The following is a 21,086-nucleotide window of genomic DNA, read 5'->3' as shown; positions in this document are numbered from 1 at the left end:
GGGCGGGGACCGAACCCTCCCGCCCCCGGCGTTCCGGCCCATCGCCCACATCGCAACGACACGGAGGACACGAAGGAGGTGACCGTCATCATGACCGGCGCGAACGCCGTCACCGACGGGCAGGGGGCCGTGATGCTCCTTGACCGGACGCGGACGGCCGTCGATCCCCACCTGCGCTCGACCGTCGAGACCCTGCCCGGCTCCATGCGCCGGGTCGCCATGTACCACTTCGGCTGGGAGCAGGCCGACGGCACCCCGGCCACGGAGCAGGCGGGCAAGGCGATACGGCCGGCCCTGGTCCTCGCGGCGGCCCGTGCGCTCGGCGCCGACGAGGCCCGGGCCGTGAAGGCCGCGGCCGCGGTGGAGCTCGCGCACAACTTCACCCTGCTCCACGACGACATCGTCGACGAGGACGTGACCCGCAGACACCGGCCCACCGCCTGGACCGTCTTCGGCATCCCGGACGCGCTGATCGCCGGTGACGCGATGAGCGCGCTCGCCCTGCGGCTGCTCGCCGAGGACCCGCACCCCGCGTCGGCGGCGGCCTCCGCGCGCCTCGCCGCCTGCATCATCGAACTGTGCGCGGGGCAGCAGGCGGACTGCGCCTTCGAGCGGCGCGGCCCGCGCGAGGTGTCCCTCGACGAGTGCCTGGCCATGGCGACCGCCAAGACCGGAGCGCTGCTCGGCTGTTCCTGTGCCCTTGGCGCGCTCTACGCGGGCGCGGGGGAGGAGGAGGTCGCGGCCATGGACGCCTTCGGCCGGGAGGCGGGCCTCGCCTTCCAGCTGATCGACGACCTCATCGGGATCTGGGGCGACCCCGACCGCACGGGCAAGCCGGCCGGGGCCGATCTCGTCGCCCACAAGAAGTCGCTGCCGGTGGTGGCGGCACTCGCCTCGGGCACTCCGGCGGGCGAGGAGCTGGCCGAGCTGTACTCGCGTCCGGTCCTCGACGCGGCGGCGGTCCGGGCTGCGGCGGACGCGGTCGAGCGGGCCGGCGGGCGCGACTGGGCCCAGGCCCAGGCGGCCGAGCGCATGGGCCGCGCCGTCGAGTACCTGGCGCAGGCGGTCCCGGACCTGGAGGCGGCGGGGGACCTGCTGGCCCTGGCGGAGTTCGTCACCCGGCGTACGCGCTGACGGCCGGGGCTCACGGGCCGGGGACGATCCGGGTGACCACGGTCTCGATCAGGTCGTCGAGTTCTCGGTCGCCGTGCAGGCCCGGCACCGTGAAGTGGTCGAACAGCAGCCCGGTGAGCGCGAAGTAGAGCAGCCGGACGGTGTCGGCGTCCCCGGGCATCCCCGCGGCGAGATGGATCCGGACGTTCTCGTCGAGGTCGGCGCGGAGCACCTTGGTGAGCTGGGTCCGCAGCTCGGGACGGCGTACGGCTTCGAGGCGGAGCTCGAAGAGCCCGAGATAGCAGGTGCGTTCGGCCGCGAGCCGCTGGGCGACCTCGCGCATCAGCTGCACGACCAGGTCACGGCTCGGTGGCGGGAGCAGCGCGGTGTCGATGACTCCGGGCTCGGGGGTCAGCCGTTCGAAGATGCGGTCGGCGACCTGGGAGAGCACCTGGTCCCGGTCGCGGAAGTAGTTGGACGAGGTGCCCGTGGGGACCCCCGCCCGGGCGTCGACCGCCCGGAAGGTGAGCCCACGGGCGCCTTCGTCCGCCAGTACCTGGATCGCGGCGTCGAGCAGGGCCGTGCGGCGTTCCGGGTTCTTCGCCATGTCGGGCTCCCTTCCGGAAAATAGGTCTTGCGTAACCACTACAGGTGAAGCACTATAGCCGTCGTGGTTGCGCCAGTAGCCACGTTCCGAAGCGGAAGAGGACCGGCTTGCGCCAGCTCACGTACTACATCGCCTGCACCATCGACGGCTTCATCGGCGACCCCGAGGGCGACGCCTCGTCGATGTACGCGTACACGACCGGCTCGTACATGCAGGAGATGAACGCCGAGTACCCCGAGACCGTCCCGACGCACGCGCGGGAGATGTTCGGGATCGACGCGGAGAACAAGCACTTCGACACCCTCGTCCAGGGGATGAAGTCGTACCAGCTCGCCCTGGACATCGGCGTCACCAGCCCTTACAACCACCTGCGGGAGTTCGTCGCCACCCGCTCGCTGGCCGAGTCGCCCCACCCGAACGTGGAGCTGATCGCCGACGACCTCGTCGGGCGCGTCCGCGAGCTCAAGGCGGAGGACAGCCCCCTCGGCATCTACCTCTGCGGCGGCTCCACCATCGCCGGCGAGCTGATCGAGGAGATCGACGAGCTGATCATCAAGACCTACCCGGAGGTCTACGGCTCCGGCATGCCCATGTTCGGCGCCGGCTTCGAGCCCCGCGCCTTCGAACTGGGCTCGGTGCGCGCGTTCGACAACGGCGTGCTCGTCCGCACGTACACCAGGAAGCGGTAGCGGCGGGGAGCGGTTCCGTGCGGGGCGTCCTACCCTGGATCCATGGGTGAACAGGCGTCCCGCACGACGCGTGACCCCCGGGGTGAGCACCGATGCCCGTCCTGCGGTGGCCCGCGTTCCACCGTCGCCACCCGGCACAAGGTCCTCGGGGCCTGGGTGCCGGAGTGGGAAGTGCAGCCGTGCCGGAACCCGGAGTGCACGCTCCACCAGGGTGAAGACGTCACGAGCACGCACGGGACCGGCAAGAACGACGAGATCGGGAGAAGTCCGGCCTCCGGGTGACCGGCCGCGCGCCGGAGCCGGTCATACCGCTACAGTCCGCGCATGTCATCGGAGTCGACAGAAGTCTGGACCGGCTGGTACCGGGACCGCAGCGGCGCGGAAGCGATCGTCATCACGGCCGACGGGCGGCACGTCGCCACCCGGATCAGGGGGGTCGAGTACACGGGTGACGGCTTCGCCGCGCTCAGCGCGCCCGACGAGGGCGGGCAGCCCCTCACCAACTGCGTCCTGGAGTGGGACCTTCCGCTCCCCGTCGTCGTGGACGGCGCCACCCAGCAGGCCACGCTCAGCTGTCTGCTGACGCTCGGTGAGCGCGCGGACCTCAGTCTGACGCTGCACTGCGGCGGCGCCGCCTTCGAATCGTGCGTCGCCGGAGGTGACTTCGACGGAGCGCTGGAGCGGGTGCGCCGGCAGCTTCCGCCCGGCGCGGACTTCGCCCGCCGTCTGCTCCAGACGGCCTGAGACCAGGACGGCGGCCGCCCCGGGGAGGGGGCGGCCGCCGTCGTGCGCAGGCGCCGTGCTCGTCAGCTCTTGAAGGCCGAGGCGAGGCCGTAGCGCCACAGCTGGTCGACGCGGGACCGCTCCTGGGCGTTCGGCTGGGCGTTCTGGCAGGACGTGCCGGGGCCGCCGCCCGACATCAGCTCGCTGCACGGACCGCTGTAGTGGTCCGGGAGCCCCAGGACGTGCCCGGTCTCATGGGCGGTGACCCGGGTCGAGTTGTACTGCTGGTTCTGCCGGTAGTCGAGGAAGATGTAGCCGCTTCCGTGGCCGTCGGTGCTCGCGTACGAGCCACGGGAGTCGTTGCCCTCGTAGTAGCGGAAGTCCGGGTTGCTGCCCTCGACGAGCCGGACGTTCACCACCGAGCTGTTCCATATCTGGGTGGAGCGGGCGATCTGGGTGCGGAAGCTGGGCGCGTTGGCGGCGCTGTAGACGACGGTGACGGCGACCGCGCCGGGGTTCGCGGCGCGCTTCTTCGCCACCGACTTCACGACGGCTTCGAAGAAGGCCTTGTTGGCCTTGGCCTCCTCCGCGGAACCGGCGTACGCCACGGCGGCGCCGACGGTACGGCCGGAGCTGTCGGCCGCCGCCGGGGCCACGCCGAGGGAGGCGGCGAGACCGAGACCGAGGGTGGCGGTCAGGACGGAGGTGAGGACCTTGGGGTGACGCATGGGGGGCTCCTCCTCTAGGGGACTGGAGAGAGTCTCGGGGGAGCCGGGGCCCGCGGGGATGATGTCAACCGTCGATAGCACCACCACATCACCATGCCTCCGATGCGCCCAACCGCCTTGCAAACGAAGGTGATCGAGGGACTCCGGGTATCTGGTGCGACTCAGGGCGCCGCCCTACCCTCGGGGCATGGAGCTGGAGGTGAGACACCTGCGCGCGCTCTGCGCCATCGCCGACACGGGCAGCCTGCACAAGGCGGCCCGTCAACTCGGCATGAGCCAGCCCTCGTTGACCACGCAGCTGCGCCGCATAGAGAACTCCCTGGGCGCCGAGCTCTTCTCCCGCGGCCGCACCGGCTGCCGCCCCACCCCGCTGGGGCGCTCCTTACTCAGCCGGGCCCGCCCCCTCGTCGCCGACATGGCCGCCCTCGTCACCGAGACCCGGGCCGCGGCGGCCCGCACCGACGGCCCCGGACTCGGCGTCGGCTCCACCGCCAGCCGGGCGCTCCCCGGCTGGCTGCGTCGGCTCCGCCAGCGCCTGCCCGGCACCGACATCGGCCTCCGGATGGACGTCTCGGCGAACGCGCTGCTGCGCACGGTCGCCGCCGGCGGGCTCGACGTGGCCTTCGTCCACGAGGTGGAAGGCTGCCCGCTGCGCGTGCCCGAGGGGCTGGAGCGGCGCGTCCTGGTCGCCCGCGAACCGCAGTTCGTCTCCATGGCCTGCGACCACCCGGCCGCCGCCCGCAGCGTCGTGGACCTCGCCGACCTGGCCACCGACCACTGGATGGTCGACCCGTCCGTGGACGGCGAATGGGACGGCCTCCGCCGGGTCCTGGACGCCGCCGGCATCGACCCGCCCCTGCTGCACGGCGACTACCACACGGCCGCCTCCCTCATCGTCCTCGGCGAGGCCGTGGCCCCCTGCCAGCCGACCTCGATCCCCCGCGAGGACATGGCCGTCCGCCCCCTGCGGGGCGACCCGCTGGCGGTCCGGCTCCTGCTGTACGCGCGCCCCGGAGCGCCCCTGGACACGCTGTACGCGGAACTCGCGGCGGCCTACCGGGAGGTGGCCCTGCGCGCCGCCCCGTACCGCGAGTGGCTCCGCCGCCAGGGAACGGAGGCGGGGCTGTCGGTGGGGCCGTGCATGATGGCGGTATGAACGAGCGCGAGGGCGGCCGGACCGGGCCGACGGACGGACCGGGCGGGGTGAGGGTCCGACGGGCGCGGCCCGAGGATCTGGCGCGGGTCGTGGAACTGATCGCCGAGCACGCGGCGTACGAGAAGGCTGCGCCCCCGGCCCCCGGCCTGGCGGACCGCCTGGCCCGCCTCCTCTTCGTCCCGGCGGAGCCCCGGCTCCGCTGCCTGGTCGCCGTCCTCCCCGACGGCACCCTCGCGGGCTACGCCACCTGCGCCCCGGAGCTGTCCACCTGGGACGGCACCGAGTACCTGCACATGGACTGCCTCTACCTCACCGAGTCCAGCAGGGGCCACGGTCTTGGCCCGCTCCTGCTGGCGGCGGTCCGCGACGAGGCCCGCGCCCTGGGCCTGGACGAGATCCAGTGGCAGACCCCCGCCTGGAACGAGAACGCGATCCGCTTCTACGACCGCCTGGGCGCCACCTCCCGGGAGAAGCGCCGCTACACCCTCCGTACGGAGGGGTGACCCGGGAGACGGCGACGGCCCGCCCGGGGTCACCGGGCGGGCCGTCGTGTGCCTCGGGAAGAGAAGGTCAGGCCTTCTTCGTCTCCCAGAAGATGCGGTCGATCTCGGCGATGAGTTCCAGCGCCTTCTCGCCCGTCTTCGGGTCCGTCGACGCCTTGGCGGCCGAGAGGGCCTTCAGGGTGTCGTTGACCAGCTGGTTGAGCTCGGGGTACTTCTCGAAGTGCGGGGCCTTGAAGTAGTCGCTCCAGAGCACCGAGACGTGGTGCTTGGCGAGCTCCGCGCGCTGCTCCTTGATGACCGTGGCGCGGGCGCGGAAGTGCGCGTCCTCGTTCGCCAGGTACTTCTCCTGGACAGCCTTGACCGACTCGGCCTCGATGCGGGCCTGGGCCGGGTCGTACACGCCGCACGGGAGGTCGCAGTGGGCGCTGACCTTCACCTTGGGGGCAAACAGGCGGGAGAGCATTGAGCCGTCCTTCCTCGTGATCGTCTTCTCAGGTGGGACATTACTCGGTGAGAAGGGCGTTTTCGCGGGCGCCCCCTGGGGCTTAGGTCAAAAGTCCAGGGTCACCATGGGACGAGTGGACGAGTGGACGAGCGGACGCGCGGGCCGATCGGGAGGTGCCGGATGAGGGAATCGGGGCGGGAGCGGGGGGCGGAGGCCGGGGCTCCGTTCGGGGTCGCCGAGGTCACGGGCGTGTCGATGGTGCCCACGCTGCTGCACGGCGACCAGCTGTTGGTGCACTACGGGGCGCGGTTGCGGCCCGGGAACGTGGCGGTGCTGCGGCATCCGCTCCAGCAGGATCTGCTCATCGTGAAGCGGCTGATCGAGCGACGCGACGGCGGCTGGTGGGTGCTGGGGGACAACCCGGACGCCGAGGGTGACAGCCGGGTCTTCGGCGCCGTACCGCCCGAGTTGGTGCTCGGGCGGGTGTGGGCGCGGTACCGGCCGGTGACCCCGGGGCGTCAGCGGTCGGCCGGGGTGGTGCTCTCCTGGCTGGTCTCCTCGGTGAGGCCCGTCCGGTCGGCCTCCAGGCGCTTGCGGGCCCGGTAGGCGGCCACGTTGGCGCGGGTCGCGCACCGGTCCGAGCAGTAGCGGCGGGAGCGGTTGGTGGAGGTGTCCAGGTAGGCGTTGCGGCAGGGCGGCGCCTGGCAGAGGCCGAGCCGGTCGGCGCCGAACTCGGTGAGGTGGAAGGCGAGCCCCATCGCCGCGATGGCCGCGTATCCCGCGGTCGCGTTCGACGGGTGGTCGGCGAGGTGCATGTGCCACCGCGGCCGGCCGTCCTCGTCGAGGGTGTCGTGGCCGGAGATCTGCGGGCTGACCGGGAACTCCAGCAGCAGCGAGTTCAGCAGGTCCACGGCGCCCGTGTGGTCGCCCTCGTCGGCCGCGGTGAAGACCGCCCGCAGCCGGGCGCGGACCGCGCGGAAGCGGGTCACGTCGGAGTCGGTCGCCCTGCGGGCCATCTGGGTGGCGGGGCCGAAGAGCTCCCGGATCACCTCGACGGAGGTGAGGGCGTCCTTGTTGCGGGCCGGCTCCTCGGTGTTGACCAGACGCACGGCGTAATCCGAGTAATAGGCCAGTTCCACTTGTAGTCCTTACTCCGGCGGGCTAGTGTCTCGGTCGGTAGGGGTAACGGCTGTTTCCCCTATGAGGGTATTACGACGGCGGGGAGGAACGGCGATGACCGGAACCGACTGGGCGGCCTGGCAGCGGAGCTGGGACCGTCAGCAGGAGTGGTACATGCCGGACCGTGAGGAGCGGTTCCGGGTGATGCTCGACATGGTCGAGGCCTTGGTGGGACCGAAGCCCCGCGTCCTCGACCTCGCGTGCGGTACGGGAAGTATCACGGACCGGCTCCTCCAGCGGTTCCCGGAGGCGACCAGTACCGGTGTCGACCTCGACCCCGCCCTCCTCGCCATCGCCGAGGGGTACTTCGCCGGCGACGAGCGCGTCACCTTCGTGACCGCCGACCTCAAGGACCCCGCGTGGGCCCGCCGGCTGCCCCACGACACGTACGACGCCGTCCTCACCGCCACCGCGCTCCACTGGCTCCACAGCGAGCCCCTGACCGTCCTCTACGGGCAGGTCGCCGGCCTCGTCCGCGACGGCGGCGTCTTCATGAACGCCGACCACATGATCGACGGGGCCACCCCGCGCATCAACGCCGCCGAGCGCGCCCGGCGCCACGCCCGTATGGACCGCGAGAAGGCCGCCGGCGTCCTCGACTGGGCCGACTGGTGGGCCCTCGCCGGCGAGGACCCCGTCCTCGCCGAGCCCACCGCCCGCCGCTTCGAGATCTACGGCGAGCACGCCGACGGCGACATGCCCTCCCCGCGATGGCACGCCGACACCCTCCGCGCCGCCGGATTCGGCGAGGCCAGGGCCGTCTGGGCCTCGCCCTCCGACACCCTGCTGCTCGCGGTGAAGTAGTCACGGGACGGAGGAAGGGGCGGTACGGGAATCCCGTACCGCCCCTTCCTCCGTTGTGTCGCCTACAGCACCTTCGACAGGAACGCCTTCGTCCGGTCGTGCTGCGGGTTGCCGAGGACGTCCCGCGGGTTGCCCGACTCGACCACCACGCCGCCGTCCATGAAGACCAGCGAGTCGCCGACCTCCCGGGCGAAGCCCATCTCGTGCGTGACGACGATCATCGTCATGCCCGACTCGGCGAGGTCCCGCATGACGTCGAGGACGTCACCGACCAGCTCCGGGTCGAGCGCCGAGGTCGGCTCGTCGAAGAGCATCAGCTTCGGTTCCATCGCCAGCGCGCGGGCGATGGCGACGCGCTGCTGCTGGCCGCCCGAGAGCTGCGACGGGTAGTTCCCCATCTTGTCGCCCAGGCCGACCCGGTCGAGCAGCCGCTCGGCCCGCTCACGCGCGACGGCCTTGGTCTCGCCCTTCACCTGGAGGGGCGCCTCCATGACGTTCCCGAGGGCCGTCATGTGCGGGAAGAGGTTGAAGCGCTGGAAGACCATGCCGATGTCACGGCGCTGGACCGCGACCTCGCTGTCCTTCAGCTCGTAGAGCTTGTCGCCCTTCTGCCGGTAGCCGACCAGCTGGCCGTCGACCGACAGCCGGCCGCCGTCCACGCGCTCCAGGTGGTTGATGCACCGGAGGAAGGTCGACTTGCCCGAGCCGGACGGGCCGACGAGGCAGAAGACCTCGCCGTTCTGCACTTCGAGGTCGATGCCGCGGAGGATGTGGGCGGCGCCGTACGACTTGTGGACGCCCTCCGCCTTGACCATGGGCTGGCCGGTCATGCCGATCCCTCCGGGGAGCGCTTGAACGTGGTGAGGTTCGCCTTGACCCGCTGCCACGGGGTGGGCGGCAGGCTGCGGAGGGAACCCCGGGCGAAACGGCGCTCCAGGTAGTACTGGCCGACGCTGAACACGCTGGTCAGTGCCAGGTACCAGATGGAGGCGACGAACAGCATCTCCATCACGGCACCGGCCGTGTTGCCGATGTTCGAGGAGGCCCGCAGCAGCTCGGTGTACTGCACGGCCGAGACCAGCGACGAGGTCTTCAGCATGTTGATGAACTCGTTGCCCGTCGGCGGCACGATCACCCGCATGGCCTGCGGGAGGACGACGCGCCTCATGGTCTTCGTCTGGGACATGCCGAGCGCGTGCGCCGCCTCGGTCTGGCCCTCGTCGACCGACTGGATGCCCGCGCGGACGATCTCCGCCATGTAGGCGCCCTCGTTGAGGCCGAGACCGAGCAGCGCCACCATGAACGGCGTCATGACGTCCACGGTCTCGTTCTTGTAGATCGGGCCCAGGTCGATGTACTGGAAGATCAGCGACAGGTTGAACCACACCAGCAGCTGGACGTACACCGGGGTGCCGCGGAAGAACCAGATGTAGAGCCAGGCGACCGCGCCGGTCACCGGGTTCCGGGAGAGCCGCATCACGGCGAAGACGACGCCGAGGACCAGGCCCAGGGCCATGGAGGCGACGCTGATGAGGATCGTGTTCCACAGGCCGCTGATGACCGAGGGGTCGAACACCTTGTCCCACACCGTGTCCCAGAGGATGTTGCCCTGGGAGAAGGCGTAGACGAGCCAGCCGAGCAGTGCGACGACCACGACGGCGCTGACCCAGCGCCCGTAGTGCCGCACGGGGATGGCCTTGATCGCCTCGTACGGGGTACCCGAGGCGCCGGGCCCGGCCGGAGCGGCGGCCGGGTCCTTGCTGATCTTGTCAGTCACGACGACTGCCCTTCAGTGGAGCGGGGAGGTCACTTGCCGGCGTTGACGGTGGCCGACTTGACGGCGCTGTCCTCGACGTCCCACTTCTTCAGGGCCTCGGCGTAGGTGCCGTCCTTGATGATGGCGTCGAGCGCCTCCTTGACGGCGTCGCGGAGCTGGGTGTTCTCCTTCGACACGCCGATGCCGAAGAGGCCGACGTCGCTCTGGCTGCCGACGACCTCGAAGTCGTTGCCGCCGCCCGAGGTCTTCGCGATGTACGCGGCCACCGGGTAGTCGTTCAGGTCGGCCACGGCGCCGCCGGCCTTGACGCGGGTCTGGGCCTCGGCGTCGGTGTCGAAGGCCTGGATCGTCAGCTTGTTCGCCCCGCACTTCGTGGCCTGCGCCTTGAAGGTGTCCTCGTAGATCGTGCCGCGCTGGACGGCCACGGTCTTGCCGCAGAGGTCGTCGAGGGAGTTGATGTTCTGCGGGTTGCCCTTCTTGACCAGCAGGGAGACGCCGGAGCTGAAGTAGTCGACGAAGTCGATGCCCTTGCCGATCTTCTTCCCGTTGTCGTCCAGGCCCTCCTGGCGCTTCTTGTTGTCCGTCATCGAGGACATGATCAGGTCCTGGCGGCCGGTGTAGATCGAGGTGATCAGACCGTCGAAGGTGCCGGAGGTGAACTTGAACTCGACGCCGAGCTGCTTGCCCAGGGCCTGGGCGATGTCGGGGTCGACGCCGACGATCTTGCCGTTCTCGGTGAACTCCATCGGAGCGTACGAGGCATCGGTGCCGACCTTGATGACACCGGCCTTCTGGATGTCGGCGGGCAGCTTCGAGAAGAGCGGGGCCGCGTTGGTCGACGCGGTGCCGGCGCCCTTCGTCGGGGTCGAGCCGCCCTCGGTCTGGTCACCGCAGGCGGTGAGCAGCACGGAGCCGGCGACCGCGATGGCGGCGACCGCGGCAAGACGGGACGTGCGGGTCTTGGCGGTCGTACAGCGCGTGGAGCGTGCGGTCATGATCGGGTTCCTCCGGCGGGTGAGGGAGTTGCCAGTGGGCACGTACATCTCTTCGAGTGTCGTGACCTCGTGTGATTACGGCATCTTGCCATTCGGACCGCCCCAAACCGACGGCCACGGATGTCAAAATCGGGTAACGGGTGACGGCCGAATGCCGACAGGCCGGTACATCAAGGCCGGATCTTCTGCGGGATCCCTTCCCCGCCACCGAAGAATCTCCTGATTATCTCGCCATTCGGACGAGCCGAAGGCGGCCAATCGGGTGGGCTTCGCATCTATCGGGACATCGGGTGACGTGTCGTTCTCCGTACCCGTACGGATGCGCTCGGTATGAGTCGCGTCACCGAGCGGTTATGGACTCGTCTGCGGTGCCGTCCGTCCGGTAAGAAGGATCCTTACACCCCTCATCCGGGGCTCAGGGCGCGTTGTGCGGCGCGCCCGCGCGGCTGCCAGACACGGCGGCCGCGGTGCCTCCCCACCCCTCCTCAACCGGGAGTGGCCACCCTCAAATGAAACAGACTTAAGGGGTCAACCCAATGGCAGCGGAGATCGTCAATCCTCGCAATGACAGTGGTACGGAAGGAGCTCCGGAGGAGCCCTTCGATCCTGTCTTCGCCCTCCACCGGGGCGGCAAGATGGCCGTGCAGGCCACCGTTCCCCTGCGGGACAGGGACGACCTGTCCCTCGCGTACACGCCCGGCGTCGCCAAGGTGTGCACCGCGATCGCCGAGCAGCCCGAGCTGGTCAACGACTACACCTGGAAGTCCCAGGTCGTCGCGGTCGTGACCGACGGTACGGCAGTGCTCGGCCTCGGCGACATCGGCCCGGAGGCCTCCCTCCCGGTCATGGAGGGGAAGGCCATCCTCTTCAAGCAGTTCGGCGGCGTGGACGCGGTCCCGATCGCCCTCGCCACCACCGACACCGACGAGATCGTCGAGACCGTCGTCCGGCTCGCCCCGTCCTTCGGCGGCGTCAACCTGGAGGACATCTCGGCACCGCGGTGCTTCGAGATCGAGCGCAAGCTCCAGGAGCGCCTCGACATCCCGGTCTTCCACGACGACCAGCACGGCACCGCGATCGTCACCCTCGCCGCCCTCCGGAACGCGGCGAAGCTGACCGGCCGGACCCTCGGCGACCTGCGCGCGGTCATCTCCGGCGCGGGTGCGGCCGGCGTCGCCATCGCCAAGTTCCTCCTGGAGGCGGGCCTCGGGGACGTCGCCGTCGCCGACCGTAAGGGCATCGTCAGCCGCGACCGCGAGGACCTCACGGACGTCAAGCGCGAGCTCGCCGAGCTCACCAACAAGGCCGGGCTCACCGGCTCCCTGGAGAGCGCCCTCGCGGGCGCGGACGTCTTCATCGGCGTCTCCGGCGGTACGGTCCCCGAGGCGGCCGTCGCCGCCATGGCCCCGAACGCCTTCGTGTTCGCCATGGCCAACCCGAACCCCGAGGTCCACCCCGACGTCGCGCACAAGTACGCGGCCGTCGTGGCGACCGGCCGTTCGGACTACCCGAACCAGATCAACAACGTCCTCGCGTTCCCCGGCATCTTCGCCGGCGCGCTCCAGGTCCGGGCCTCCCGGATCACCGAGGGCATGAAGATCGCCGCCGCCAACGCCATCGCGGACGTCGTCACCGACCAGCTCTCCGCCGACTGCGTCATCCCGTCGCCGTTCGACGAGCGGGTCGCCCCGGCCGTCGCGGCCGCGGTCGCCGCCGCCGCCCGCGCCGAGGGCGTCGCCCGCCGCTGACGCGCGCCCGCCGGAGCGCCTGGTGCGGGCGCGTCGGCAGGTTCGGTCCACCGGTACGCCGAAGGGCCCCGTTCCGTACGCCGGGACGGGGCCCTTCGGCGTCCGTCCGGGCGGCGGGGGGCGGACTGCCGGGCGACACGGGTCACACCGGGGCGTGGTTCCCCTCGCCGTCCGCGGCGCCCTAGGGTCAGGGCCATGTTCGCTGCCTACGCTGCCCGAATCGACCGCGACCAGCCGCTGAACGGCCTCGAATTGGGCGAACGCCCCGAACCCGAGGTGCGGCCGGGCTGGACCACCGTCACCGTCAAGGCCGCCTCGCTCAACCACCACGACCTGTGGTCGCTGCGCGGGGTCGGGCTGCCCGAGGAGAAGCTGCCGATGATCCTCGGCTGCGACGCCGCCGGCATCGACGAGGACGGCAACGAGGTCGTCCTGCACTCCGTGATCGGCCAGACGGGCCACGGTGTCGGACCCGACGAGCCGCGGTCCATCCTCACCGAGCGCTACCAGGGCACCTTCGCCGAGCGGGTGACCGTGCCCCGCTGGAACGTGCTGCCCAAGCCGAAGGAGCTGTCCTTCGAGGAGGCCGCCTGCCTGCCCACCGCCTGGCTGACCGCCTACCGCATGCTCTTCACCAACGCCGGGGTACGCCCCGGGGACTCGGTGCTCGTCCAGGGAGCGGGCGGAGGAGTCGCCACCGCCGCGATCGCCCTCGGCAAGGCCGCCGGACTGCGGGTCTTCGCCACCAGCCGCGACGAGGCCAAGCGCAAGCGGGCCGTCGAACTCGGCGCCGTCGAGGCGTACGAGCCCGGCGCGCGTCTCCCGCAGCGGGTGGACGCGGTCATCGAGACCGTCGGTGCCGCCACGTGGTCCCACTCGGTCAAGTCGCTGCGGCCGGGCGGCACCCTCGTCATCTCGGGCGCCACGAGCGGCGACCGGCCCGCGCACGCCGAGCTGACCCGGATCTTCTTCCTGGAGCTCAAGGTGGTGGGCTCGACCATGGGCTCCAAGGACGAGCTGGAGGACCTGCTGTCCTTCTGCGCGGCGACGGGCGTCCGACCGGTCCTCGACGAGATCCTGCCGCTCGACCGGGCGCGGGAGGGCTTCGAGAAGCTGGCCTCCGGCGACCTCTTCGGGAAGATCGTCCTGACGGCCTCCTGAGGCCCCTCAGGAGCCTTGCGAGGCCCTCGGCGACCTCGTGGTGGCCCGCCCCCCTGACGAGCCCCGGGCAGCCACGCCTCACGCGGCGCCCGTGCGCTGCCCAGGGGACGTCCGGAGCGCTCTCCACCCGACGGCCGGGAGCCCGCCCGGGTGGCGGTTCCGGCCCGGGCGGCGGTCCCGGCCGGGGTGGCGGTCCCGGCCGGGGTGGCGGTCCCGGCCCGGGTGGCGGTCCTGGCCACCCGGGCCTCGGGCGCACGCCCCTTCGGTCACGCGGAGGGGCGGGAACCCAGCAGACCGGTGATTCTGAGGGCCGCCGTCGACAGCTGGGCGCGGGCCTCGGCCAGCTGGTCCCGGCTCACCCCGTGGTCACGGGCCGCGTCGCGGATGTCGTCGCGGAAGCGGTCGAGGAGCCGGTCGAGGTCGCGGGCCGGATCGCCCGAGCCCTCCGTGTCCCGCGCCCACTCCGGCGCCTCACCGGCCGGGGCCGTCGTGAACGGCGGCTCCTGACCGGCGGCCTTCGGGTGGGTCGTGCCCGTCACGAGGTCGCCGAGCTGCGCCGTGATGCCGGAGAGCCCCTCCCAGACCCCCTTGGGCCAGTCGCCCCGCGAGAAGCGGTCCTGGACCTCCTCCTGCACCTGCTGGGCGATCCGCTGGAACTCCTTCGCCTGGTGGCGGGCGGACTTGGCCTCGGCGCGGGCCTGGCGGGCCTGCTCCTTCCACTCCTGCCCCACCCGGCGCAGCTCCTCCTTGGCCTCGGCGAACGAGGACGACTCCGCCGCCCGGGTCCGGCCCGCCGCCGCGCGCATCTCGCTGCGCACCCGGCCGGCCGCGCCGCGCACGTCGTCACGGATCTCCGCCGCCAGCTCCGACACCGACTCGCGGATCTCCCGCTCCAGGTCGTCCAGTTCGGCGTCGCGTCCGGCCAGCTCGGCGCGGCCCGCGTCGGTGATCGAGTAGACCTTCCGGCCGCCCTCGCTGGCGTGGGTGACGAGGCCCTCGGCCTCCAGCTTGGCGAGCCGCGGATAGACCGTGCCCGCCGAGGGCGCGTAGAGCCCCTGGAAGCGCTCCTCCAGGAGGCGGATCACCTCGTAGCCGTGGCGCGGGGCCTCGTCGAGCAGCTTGAGCAGATAGAGGCGGAGGCGGCCGTGCGCGAAGACGGGCGGCATGTCAGAGCACCTTTCCGGACGCGGAGGAGGCGGACGAGGGGGTGGGGCCGGCGTCACCGTCCGGCTCGGGACGGCGGAGCAGGGCGATGGAGCCGGAGACGGTCGTCGCCTTGAGCGTGCCGCGGCCCGCGCCCAGGGTGCCGGTGAGGGACTTGGCACCCCACTGGCCCCCGACCCGCAGGTCGTCGAAGGCGTTCGACACGGAGCCGCTCGTGGTGCTCGCCTCCACCCGGGCGTCGGCCGGGTGGGGGAGCCGGATGGCGACCTCGCCGGACACACTGGCGAGGCGGATGTCGGCGGGCGGCCCGTCGAGGTCGGCGGGGTCGAGGTCGATCACCATGTCGCCGCTGACCGTCTCGGCCCGGACGGAGGAACCCGCGCCCTCGATCACCGTCACGTCCCCGGTCACCGAGTTGACCCGGAGGGCACCCGTGACCGACTGGGCCTCCAGATTGCCCGAGACGCTCTCGGCGCGGACCGGGCCGGAGAGCCGGAGGAGGGTGGTGTCACCACTGACGCCGCGCACCTCCGTACGTCCCCGGATGCCCGTGACGACGGCCTCGGCCCCGACCACTCCGACCTCCACGTCGACCCCCGCGGGGACGGCCACGGAGACGACCGCCCGGCGCCGGTACTCCTTGCGGTCGAGCCACTTCAGGATGTTCTTCCACTGCAGGTCGTCGTACCCCACGGTCAGCGCGGAGCCGTCCTGGGTCACGGTCAGCGGCGGGCCCTCGATCTCGCTGATCTCCACGCGGGCGGAACTCTCGTCCGTCCCCACCACGTTCACCGTGCCGCTGACGATGCGGATCTGCAGGCGGGTCACGGGATCGGCCGGCGCCAGCTTCGTCGGCTCGGTGACGGACCACTCTGTCATGGTGCTGACCTCCCGCTTCGGCAATGCAACATATCGCGTCTCTCGAAAGACACGATATATCGCGGCCGGGGCGAGTCAACCCTGACTCTTCCCTGACAGGGTGCGCAAACCCCGCCTTGACCGGACAAATTGGCCTAGCGTGGGCCCATGAACGCGACATCCGGACCGAGCCCCGCCGGGGCGCTGCTGCTCTGCCGCGCCGATGCCGCGGCGGTCCGTCCGCCCGCGCAGCTGATCGGGGAACAGCTGCTCCTCGCCCCGGCCGGCGACGCCTGGAGCGTGATCGTCCCCGAGGGGAAGCCCTGGCTCCACGGCGGGGAACCCGTCGAACAGGTCGTCACCGGCTGGGCCACCGCCCTCGCCGTCTCGGCCGTGACCTGGCCCGTCGTCGCGCTCTGGTGGGACCGGGACAGGGCCGGGCTCACGCTCGCCGCCGGCTTCCGCCGTACGGTCGGCTACACCTGGCTCGCGGACGGCACTCCCGTGGGCGAGGACGAGGCCATCCGCACCTTCGCCGCCCGGCTCGACCTCGACCCCGTGCTCGACGTACAGGCCCTCGAACCGCTCACCGCGCCCGACCCGGACGCCGACGCCCCCGGCCGGCTCCTCGGGGTCGTCGCCGTCCTCGGCCGCACCGGGCTCGCCCTGCCGACCGGACTCCACCCCGGCGAGAGCGCCGACCGGCTCCGTACCCTCGCCCTGGCCCACGGAGCCGAGCAGGTCGAACGGCCGGGCCACACGGGCGCGTGGGGGAGAGGCGTCGTACGCGCCGAACTCGAGGTGATGGAGAGCGGCCCCCTCGGGCCGTACCTCCGCGGCCCCAGGGCGCGCGCACTCGGCGCGGCGCAGCTCGCGGCGGGCCTGCCGCTGCTGCTCTGGGGCCTCGGCCGACGCAGCGGTGGCTGGGTGACCGCCGGGGCGCTGCTCGTCGCGCACGGGTCGCTCGGACTCGCCTACGACCGGCTACGGGAAGCGTGACCACACGCGCGCGTACGCGAGAAAGCGCGACCACGCACGCGACCACGCGCGCGTACGTGGAGTCGGCCGACCTCGCACGCGGACGCGGGGGCGGGCCGACCCGCGTTCGCCGCCCGGCCCGCCGGCCCGCCGGCCCGTCGGCCCGTGCGTTCGCCGACCCCGCGTACCCGTCGCCCTGCCTACTCCTCGTCGTCCTCGTCGTCGTCCAGACGGGCCAGCCAGGTCGCCAGGCGCTCGACCGGCACCTCGAAGTCGGGGTTGAGGTCGACGAACGTCCGCAGCTGCTCGGCGAGCCACTCGAAGGTGACCTCCTCCTCGCCTCGCCGCTTCTCCAGTTCCTCGATGCCACGGTCCGTGAAGTACATGCGATCAGGATAGGCCGTGCCCCCGGCGCCCCTCACGGCCCCCGGCGCCCCTCACGGCCCCCGGACACGCCGGAGGCCCGGCACCCACGCGGGGTGCCGGGCCTCCGTACGTCGTCGTACGAGGATCAGGCGTCGAAGACCTCGTTGACCAGCTGCTGCTGCTCCGCCTGGTGGCGCTTGGCCGAGCCGACCGCCGGGGAGGAGGAGTGCGGACGCGAGATCCGGCGCAGGCGCTCGCCCGCCGGGATGTCCGCGCCGACCGCCAGGTCCAGGTGGTCGATCAGGTTGAGCGCGATGAACGGCCAGGCACCCTGGTTCGCCGGCTCCTCCTGGGCCCACAGGTACTTCTCGGCGTTCGGGTACTTGGCGATCTCGGCCTGGACCTCGGCACCCGGCAGCGGGTACAGGCGCTCCAGACGGATGATCGCCGTGTCCGTGGCGCCGCGCTTCTGACGCTCGGCCTCCAGGTCGTAGTAGACCTTGCCGGCGCAGAAGACGACCTTGCGGACGTCGGCCGCGTTCACCGTCGCGTCACCGATCACCGGGCGGAAGCCGCCGGTGGTGAACTCCTCCACCTTCGACGCCGCGGCCTTCAGACGCAGCATCGACTTCGGGGTGAAGACGATGAGCGGCTTGTGGTGCGGGTTGTGCACCTGCCAGCGCAGGAGGTGGAAGTAGTTCGACGGCAGCGTCGGCATGGCGACCGTCATGTTGTCCTGGGCGCACATCTGGAGGAAGCGCTCGGGGCGCGCGGACGAGTGGTCCGGGCCCTGGCCCTCGTAGCCGTGCGGCAGGAGCAGCGTGACGCCGGAGGTCTGGCCCCACTTCTGCTCGGCCGAGGAGATGAACTCGTCGACGACGGTCTGCGCGCCGTTGACGAAGTCACCGAACTGGGCCTCCCAGATGACCAGGGAGTCCGGACGGGCCAGCGAGTAGCCGTACTCGAAGCCCATCGCCGCGTACTCGCTGAGCAGCGAGTCGTAGACGTTGTAGTGGGCCTGGTCGTCGGTCAGGTAGAGCAGCGGGGTGTAGTCCTCGCCGGTCTCCTGGTCCACCAGGACGGCGTGACGCTGACCGAAGGTGCCGCGGCGGGAGTCCTGGCCGGAGAGCCGGACCGGGGTGCCCTCCATCAGCAGGGAGCCGATGGCGAGGGTCTCGCCGAAGCCCCAGTCGATGGTGCCGTCGTCGATGGAGGCGGCGCGGCGCTGCATCTGCGGCAGTAGACGCGGGTGGACCGTGATCCGCTCCGGGACGGTGACCTGCGACTCGGCGATCCGCTTCACGACCTCGGCGGAGACCGCGGTGGTGACGCCGACCGGGAACTCGGCGCGGGCGTCCGGGACGTGCGCCGGGGCCGGGGCGGCCGTGGCCTCGCGGACCTCCGCGAACACCTTCTCCAGCTGGCCCTGGAAGTCCTGGAGCGCCTGCTCCGCCTCTTCGAGGGTGATGTCGCCGCGACCGATGAGCGACTCGGTGTACAGCTTGCGCACCGAACGCTTCTTGTCGATCAGGTTGTACATCTGCGGGTTGGTGAACTGCGGGTTGTCGCCCTCGTTGTGACCGCGGCGGCGGTAGCAGATGAGGTCGATCACGACGTCCTTGTTGAACGTCTGGCGGAACTCGAAGGCGAGCCGCGCGACGCGGACCACGGCCTCCGGGTCGTCGCCGTTCACGTGGAAGATCGGCGCCTCGATCATGCGGGCCACGTCGGTCGCGTACATCGAGGAACGCGAGGACTCCGGGGCGGCGGTGAAGCCGACCTGGTTGTTGATGACGATGTGGACCGTGCCGCCGGTGCGGTAGCCGCGCAGCTGCGACATGTTCAGCGTCTCGGCGACGACACCCTGGCCGGCGAAGGCCGCGTCACCGTGCAGGGCGACGGGCAGGACGGTGAAGTCCGTGCCGCCCTTGTTGATGACGTCCTGCTTGGCGCGGACGATGCCTTCCAGGACCGGGTCGACCGCCTCCAGGTGCGAGGGGTTCGCGGCCAGGGAGACCTTGATCTCCTCGCCGTCCAGGCCGGTGAAGATGCCCTCGGCGCCCAGGTGGTACTTGACGTCGCCGGAGCCGTGCATCGACTTCGGGTCGAGGTTGCCCTCGAACTCGCGGAAGATCTGCGCGTACGACTTGCCGACGATGTTCGCCAGGACGTTCAGCCGGCCGCGGTGGGCCATGCCGATGACGACCTCGTCGAGGCGCGACTCGGCGGCCGAGTCGATGACCGCGTCGAGCAGCGGGATGACGGACTCGCCGCCCTCCAGGGAGAAGCGCTTCTGGCCGACGTACTTCGTCTGCAGGAAGGTCTCGAAGGCCTCCGCCGCGTTCAGCCGGCGCAGGATCCGCAACTGCTCCTCGCGCTCCACGCGGGAGTGCGGGCGCTCGACGCGGTCCTGGATCCACTTGCGCTGCTTCGGGTCCTGGATGTGCATGAACTCGACGCCGGTGGTGCGGCAGTACGAGTCGCGGAGCACGCCGAGGATGTCGCGGAGCTTCATCATCGACTTGCCGGCGAAGCCGCCGACCGCGAACTCCCGCTCCAGGTCCCACAGGGTGAGGCCGTGCTCGGTGATGTCCAGGTCGGGGTGCTTGCGCTGCTTGTACTCCAGCGGGTCGGTGTCGGCCATGACGTGGCCGCGGACCCGGTAGGAGTGGATGAGCTCGAAGACGCGCGCGGCCTTGGTGACGTCGTCGTCGTGCGAGGCGTCGATGTCCTTGAGCCAGCGGACCGGCTCGTAGGGGATGCGCAGGGCCTTGAAGATGTCGTCGTAGAAGCCCTGCTCGCCGAGGAGGAAGTTGGCGACGACGCGCAGGAACTCGCCGGAGGCGGCGCCCTGGATGACCCGGTGGTCGTACGTCGAGGTCAGGGTCATGACCTTCGAGATGCCCAGCTTGTTCAGGGTGTCCTGGGAGGTGCCCTGGAACTCGGCCGGGTAGTCCATCGAGCCGACGCCCATGATGACCGACTGTCCGGGCATCAGACGCGGCACGGAGTGGACGGTGCCGAGGCCGCCGGGGTTGGTCAGGGAGACCGTGACGCCGGTGAAGTCCTCCATCGTCAGCTTGCCCACGCGGGCGCGCTTGACGATGTCCTCGTACGCCTGCCAGAACTCGAAGAAGTTGAGCGTCTCGGCCTTCTTGATGCCCGCGACGACGAGTTGGCGGTCGCCGTTGGGCTTCACCAGGTCGATCGCGAGACCGAAGTTCACGTGCTCCGGCTTGACCAGGGTCGGCTTGCCGTCCTTCTCCGCGAAGGAGTAGTTCATCGACGGCATGGCCTTGATCGCCTGCACCATCGCGTAGCCGATGAGGTGCGTGAAGGAGATCTTCCCGCCCCGGGCGCGCTTCAGGTGGTTGTTGATCACGATCCGGTTGTCGAAGAGCAGCTTCACCGGGACGGCGCGGACGGACGTGGCCGTCGGCACCTCCAGGGAGGCGTTCATGTTCTTCGCGACCGCGGCGGCGGGGCCGCGCAGCGTGATCAGCTCCGGGCCGGCGGGGGCCTCGGTGGCCTCCTGGGCCTTGGCCGGGGCCGGAGCGGCCTTCGCCGGAGCGGCGGCGGGCTTCGCTGCGGCCGGGGCGGCCGGAGCCGCGGCGGGCTTGGCGGCGGCCGGGGCCGGGGCGGAGGCCGGGGCGGGCACGGGGGCCGGAGCGGCTACCGGAGCGGCAGGCGCGGCCTGTGCGGGGCCCGTCTGCGGCGCGGCGGGCACGCCCTGAGTGGTGGGCGCCGGGGCGGTCGGGGTCTCCGACGCTCCGGGCTTGTAGTCGGCGAAGAAGTCCCACCAGGCACGATCGACCGAATTCGGGTCCTGGAGGTACTGCTGGTAGATCTCGTCGACGAGCCACTCATTGGCACCGAAGGCGGTAGCAGGGTTCTGGCCCTGCCCGTCTTGGTCGGTCGGGGAGCTCGGGGTACTGGGGGACTGAGACGACACGGCGGCAACCGCCCTCTTCCGCTTCACAAGGTGATGGACAGCGGAAATAAAGGCTACGCCTGTCCGGCCGGGAGGTGCAGGCCGGGCGCTCCAACGTCGCGCAAGTCACACTTGACGGGGTGTTTCGGGGTCGTGAATGG

General features: G+C 71.2%; 21 protein-coding genes. 10 read left to right on the top strand and 11 right to left on the bottom strand.

The window, feature by feature from the left end; genetic code table 11:
- Positions 1 to 90 precede the first annotated feature (90 nt).
- Complete coding sequence (locus AMK29_RS06335; protein ID WP_073810642.1) at positions 91 to 1,134, top strand: family 2 encapsulin nanocompartment cargo protein polyprenyl transferase; 1,044 nt, start codon at positions 91 to 93, stop codon at positions 1,132 to 1,134.
- 10 nt (positions 1,135 to 1,144) lie between these two features.
- On the opposite strand, the gene AMK29_RS06330 is transcribed toward AMK29_RS06335, so the two are convergent.
- Complete coding sequence (locus AMK29_RS06330) at positions 1,145 to 1,720, bottom strand: TetR/AcrR family transcriptional regulator (RefSeq protein ID WP_073808786.1); 576 nt, start codon at positions 1,718 to 1,720, stop codon at positions 1,145 to 1,147.
- Positions 1,721 to 1,827: 107 nt separating this feature from the next.
- On the opposite strand from AMK29_RS06330, the gene AMK29_RS06325 reads away from it, so the two are divergent.
- Both AMK29_RS06325 and AMK29_RS06315 read left to right on the top strand, forming a co-directional pair.
- Positions 1,828 to 2,409 (top strand): dihydrofolate reductase family protein, encoded by a 582-nt coding sequence (locus AMK29_RS06325; RefSeq protein ID WP_073808782.1) that lies wholly within the window; start codon positions 1,828 to 1,830, stop codon positions 2,407 to 2,409.
- A gap of 324 nt (positions 2,410 to 2,733) precedes the next feature.
- A complete protein-coding gene (locus tag AMK29_RS06315; RefSeq protein WP_073808775.1) occupies positions 2,734 to 3,153 on the top strand; it encodes a DUF6304 family protein in 420 nt (139 codons plus the stop codon).
- Between the two features lie 62 nt (positions 3,154 to 3,215).
- Here the strand turns inward: AMK29_RS06315 and snpA are convergent, their stop codons facing one another.
- On the bottom strand, positions 3,216 to 3,860 hold the full coding sequence (gene snpA / locus AMK29_RS06310; RefSeq protein ID WP_073808772.1) for a snapalysin: 645 nt from the start codon (positions 3,858 to 3,860) through the stop codon (positions 3,216 to 3,218).
- A 187-nt stretch (positions 3,861 to 4,047) separates the two neighbouring features.
- Between snpA and AMK29_RS06305 the strand changes: the two genes are divergently transcribed.
- A complete protein-coding gene (locus tag AMK29_RS06305) occupies positions 4,048 to 5,016 on the top strand; it encodes a LysR family transcriptional regulator (protein ID WP_198942189.1) in 969 nt (322 codons plus the stop codon).
- The gene (locus AMK29_RS06300; RefSeq protein WP_073808769.1) at positions 5,013 to 5,519 is read left to right on the top strand and encodes a GNAT family N-acetyltransferase; all 507 of its coding nucleotides are present in this window, start codon (positions 5,013 to 5,015) and stop codon (positions 5,517 to 5,519) included. Before AMK29_RS06305 ends, AMK29_RS06300 begins: the two co-directional genes overlap by 4 nt.
- Positions 5,520 to 5,586: 67 nt before the next feature.
- On the opposite strand, the gene sodN is transcribed toward AMK29_RS06300, so the two are convergent.
- Positions 5,587 to 5,982 carry a superoxide dismutase, Ni gene (sodN, locus tag AMK29_RS06295; RefSeq protein WP_015036129.1) on the bottom strand — a complete coding sequence of 132 codons (396 nt, stop codon included), beginning with the start codon at positions 5,980 to 5,982 and terminating at the stop codon, positions 5,587 to 5,589.
- Positions 5,983 to 6,144: 162 nt separating this feature from the next.
- On the opposite strand from sodN, the gene sodX reads away from it, so the two are divergent.
- Positions 6,145 to 6,570 carry a nickel-type superoxide dismutase maturation protease gene (sodX, locus tag AMK29_RS06290; protein WP_073810638.1) on the top strand — a complete coding sequence of 142 codons (426 nt, stop codon included), beginning with the start codon at positions 6,145 to 6,147 and terminating at the stop codon, positions 6,568 to 6,570.
- Here sodX and AMK29_RS06285 read toward each other — a convergent pair.
- The gene (locus AMK29_RS06285; protein WP_073808766.1) at positions 6,483 to 7,103 is read right to left on the bottom strand and encodes a CGNR zinc finger domain-containing protein; all 621 of its coding nucleotides are present in this window, start codon (positions 7,101 to 7,103) and stop codon (positions 6,483 to 6,485) included. The genes sodX and AMK29_RS06285 overlap by 88 nt on opposite strands.
- A gap of 94 nt (positions 7,104 to 7,197) precedes the next feature.
- Between AMK29_RS06285 and AMK29_RS06280 the strand changes: the two genes are divergently transcribed.
- Entirely contained in the window at positions 7,198 to 7,947 is a 750-nt protein-coding gene (locus AMK29_RS06280; protein ID WP_073808763.1) for a class I SAM-dependent methyltransferase, read from the top strand.
- A 62-nt stretch (positions 7,948 to 8,009) separates the two neighbouring features.
- Here AMK29_RS06280 and AMK29_RS06275 read toward each other — a convergent pair whose 3' ends face one another.
- From AMK29_RS06275 to AMK29_RS06265, 3 genes are read right to left on the bottom strand one after another with little or no spacing between them, the layout of a single operon-like run.
- Positions 8,010 to 8,777, bottom strand: a complete 768-nt coding sequence (locus AMK29_RS06275) for an amino acid ABC transporter ATP-binding protein (RefSeq protein ID WP_073808760.1) — start codon at positions 8,775 to 8,777, stop codon at positions 8,010 to 8,012.
- A complete protein-coding gene (locus AMK29_RS06270; RefSeq protein WP_073808756.1) occupies positions 8,774 to 9,724 on the bottom strand; it encodes an amino acid ABC transporter permease in 951 nt (316 codons plus the stop codon). The genes AMK29_RS06275 and AMK29_RS06270 overlap by 4 nt, the downstream gene beginning before the upstream one ends.
- Before the next feature lie 29 nt (positions 9,725 to 9,753).
- On the bottom strand, positions 9,754 to 10,719 hold the full coding sequence (locus AMK29_RS06265) for an ABC transporter substrate-binding protein (RefSeq protein ID WP_073808753.1): 966 nt from the start codon (positions 10,717 to 10,719) through the stop codon (positions 9,754 to 9,756).
- A gap of 536 nt (positions 10,720 to 11,255) precedes the next feature.
- Between AMK29_RS06265 and AMK29_RS06260 the strand changes: the two genes are divergently transcribed.
- Complete coding sequence (locus tag AMK29_RS06260) at positions 11,256 to 12,467, top strand: NAD(P)-dependent malic enzyme (protein WP_073808750.1); 1,212 nt, start codon at positions 11,256 to 11,258, stop codon at positions 12,465 to 12,467.
- Between the two features lie 195 nt (positions 12,468 to 12,662).
- Positions 12,663 to 13,628, top strand: coding sequence for a zinc-binding dehydrogenase (locus AMK29_RS06255; RefSeq protein ID WP_073808747.1), 966 nt, complete (start codon positions 12,663 to 12,665; stop codon positions 13,626 to 13,628).
- 266 nt (positions 13,629 to 13,894) lie between these two features.
- On the opposite strand, the gene AMK29_RS06250 is transcribed toward AMK29_RS06255, so the two are convergent.
- Positions 13,895 to 14,794 carry a PadR family transcriptional regulator gene (locus AMK29_RS06250; RefSeq protein ID WP_073808744.1) on the bottom strand — a complete coding sequence of 300 codons (900 nt, stop codon included), beginning with the start codon at positions 14,792 to 14,794 and terminating at the stop codon, positions 13,895 to 13,897.
- 1 nt (position 14,795) lies between these two features.
- Complete coding sequence (locus AMK29_RS06245) at positions 14,796 to 15,671, bottom strand: DUF4097 family beta strand repeat-containing protein (protein ID WP_073808741.1); 876 nt, start codon at positions 15,669 to 15,671, stop codon at positions 14,796 to 14,798.
- Between the two features lie 147 nt (positions 15,672 to 15,818).
- Between AMK29_RS06245 and AMK29_RS06240 the strand changes: the two genes are divergently transcribed.
- The gene (locus tag AMK29_RS06240; protein WP_073808738.1) at positions 15,819 to 16,649 is read left to right on the top strand and encodes a hypothetical protein; all 831 of its coding nucleotides are present in this window, start codon (positions 15,819 to 15,821) and stop codon (positions 16,647 to 16,649) included.
- 179 nt (positions 16,650 to 16,828) lie between these two features.
- Here AMK29_RS06240 and AMK29_RS06235 read toward each other — a convergent pair whose 3' ends face one another.
- Together AMK29_RS06235 and AMK29_RS06230 are read right to left on the bottom strand one after the other, a co-directional pair.
- Positions 16,829 to 17,014 (bottom strand): DUF6104 family protein, encoded by a 186-nt coding sequence (locus tag AMK29_RS06235; RefSeq protein ID WP_030207192.1) that lies wholly within the window; start codon positions 17,012 to 17,014, stop codon positions 16,829 to 16,831.
- Positions 17,015 to 17,139: 125 nt separating this feature from the next.
- Positions 17,140 to 20,946 carry a multifunctional oxoglutarate decarboxylase/oxoglutarate dehydrogenase thiamine pyrophosphate-binding subunit/dihydrolipoyllysine-residue succinyltransferase subunit gene (locus AMK29_RS06230; protein ID WP_073808735.1) on the bottom strand — a complete coding sequence of 1,269 codons (3,807 nt, stop codon included), beginning with the start codon at positions 20,944 to 20,946 and terminating at the stop codon, positions 17,140 to 17,142.
- Positions 20,947 to 21,086 lie beyond the last annotated feature (140 nt).

The sequence above is a fragment of the Streptomyces sp. CB02261 genome (genome assembly GCF_001905665.1).
Lineage (GTDB): Bacteria > Actinomycetota > Actinomycetes > Streptomycetales > Streptomycetaceae > Streptomyces.
This window is presented reverse-complemented; position numbering and strand designations above follow the sequence as displayed.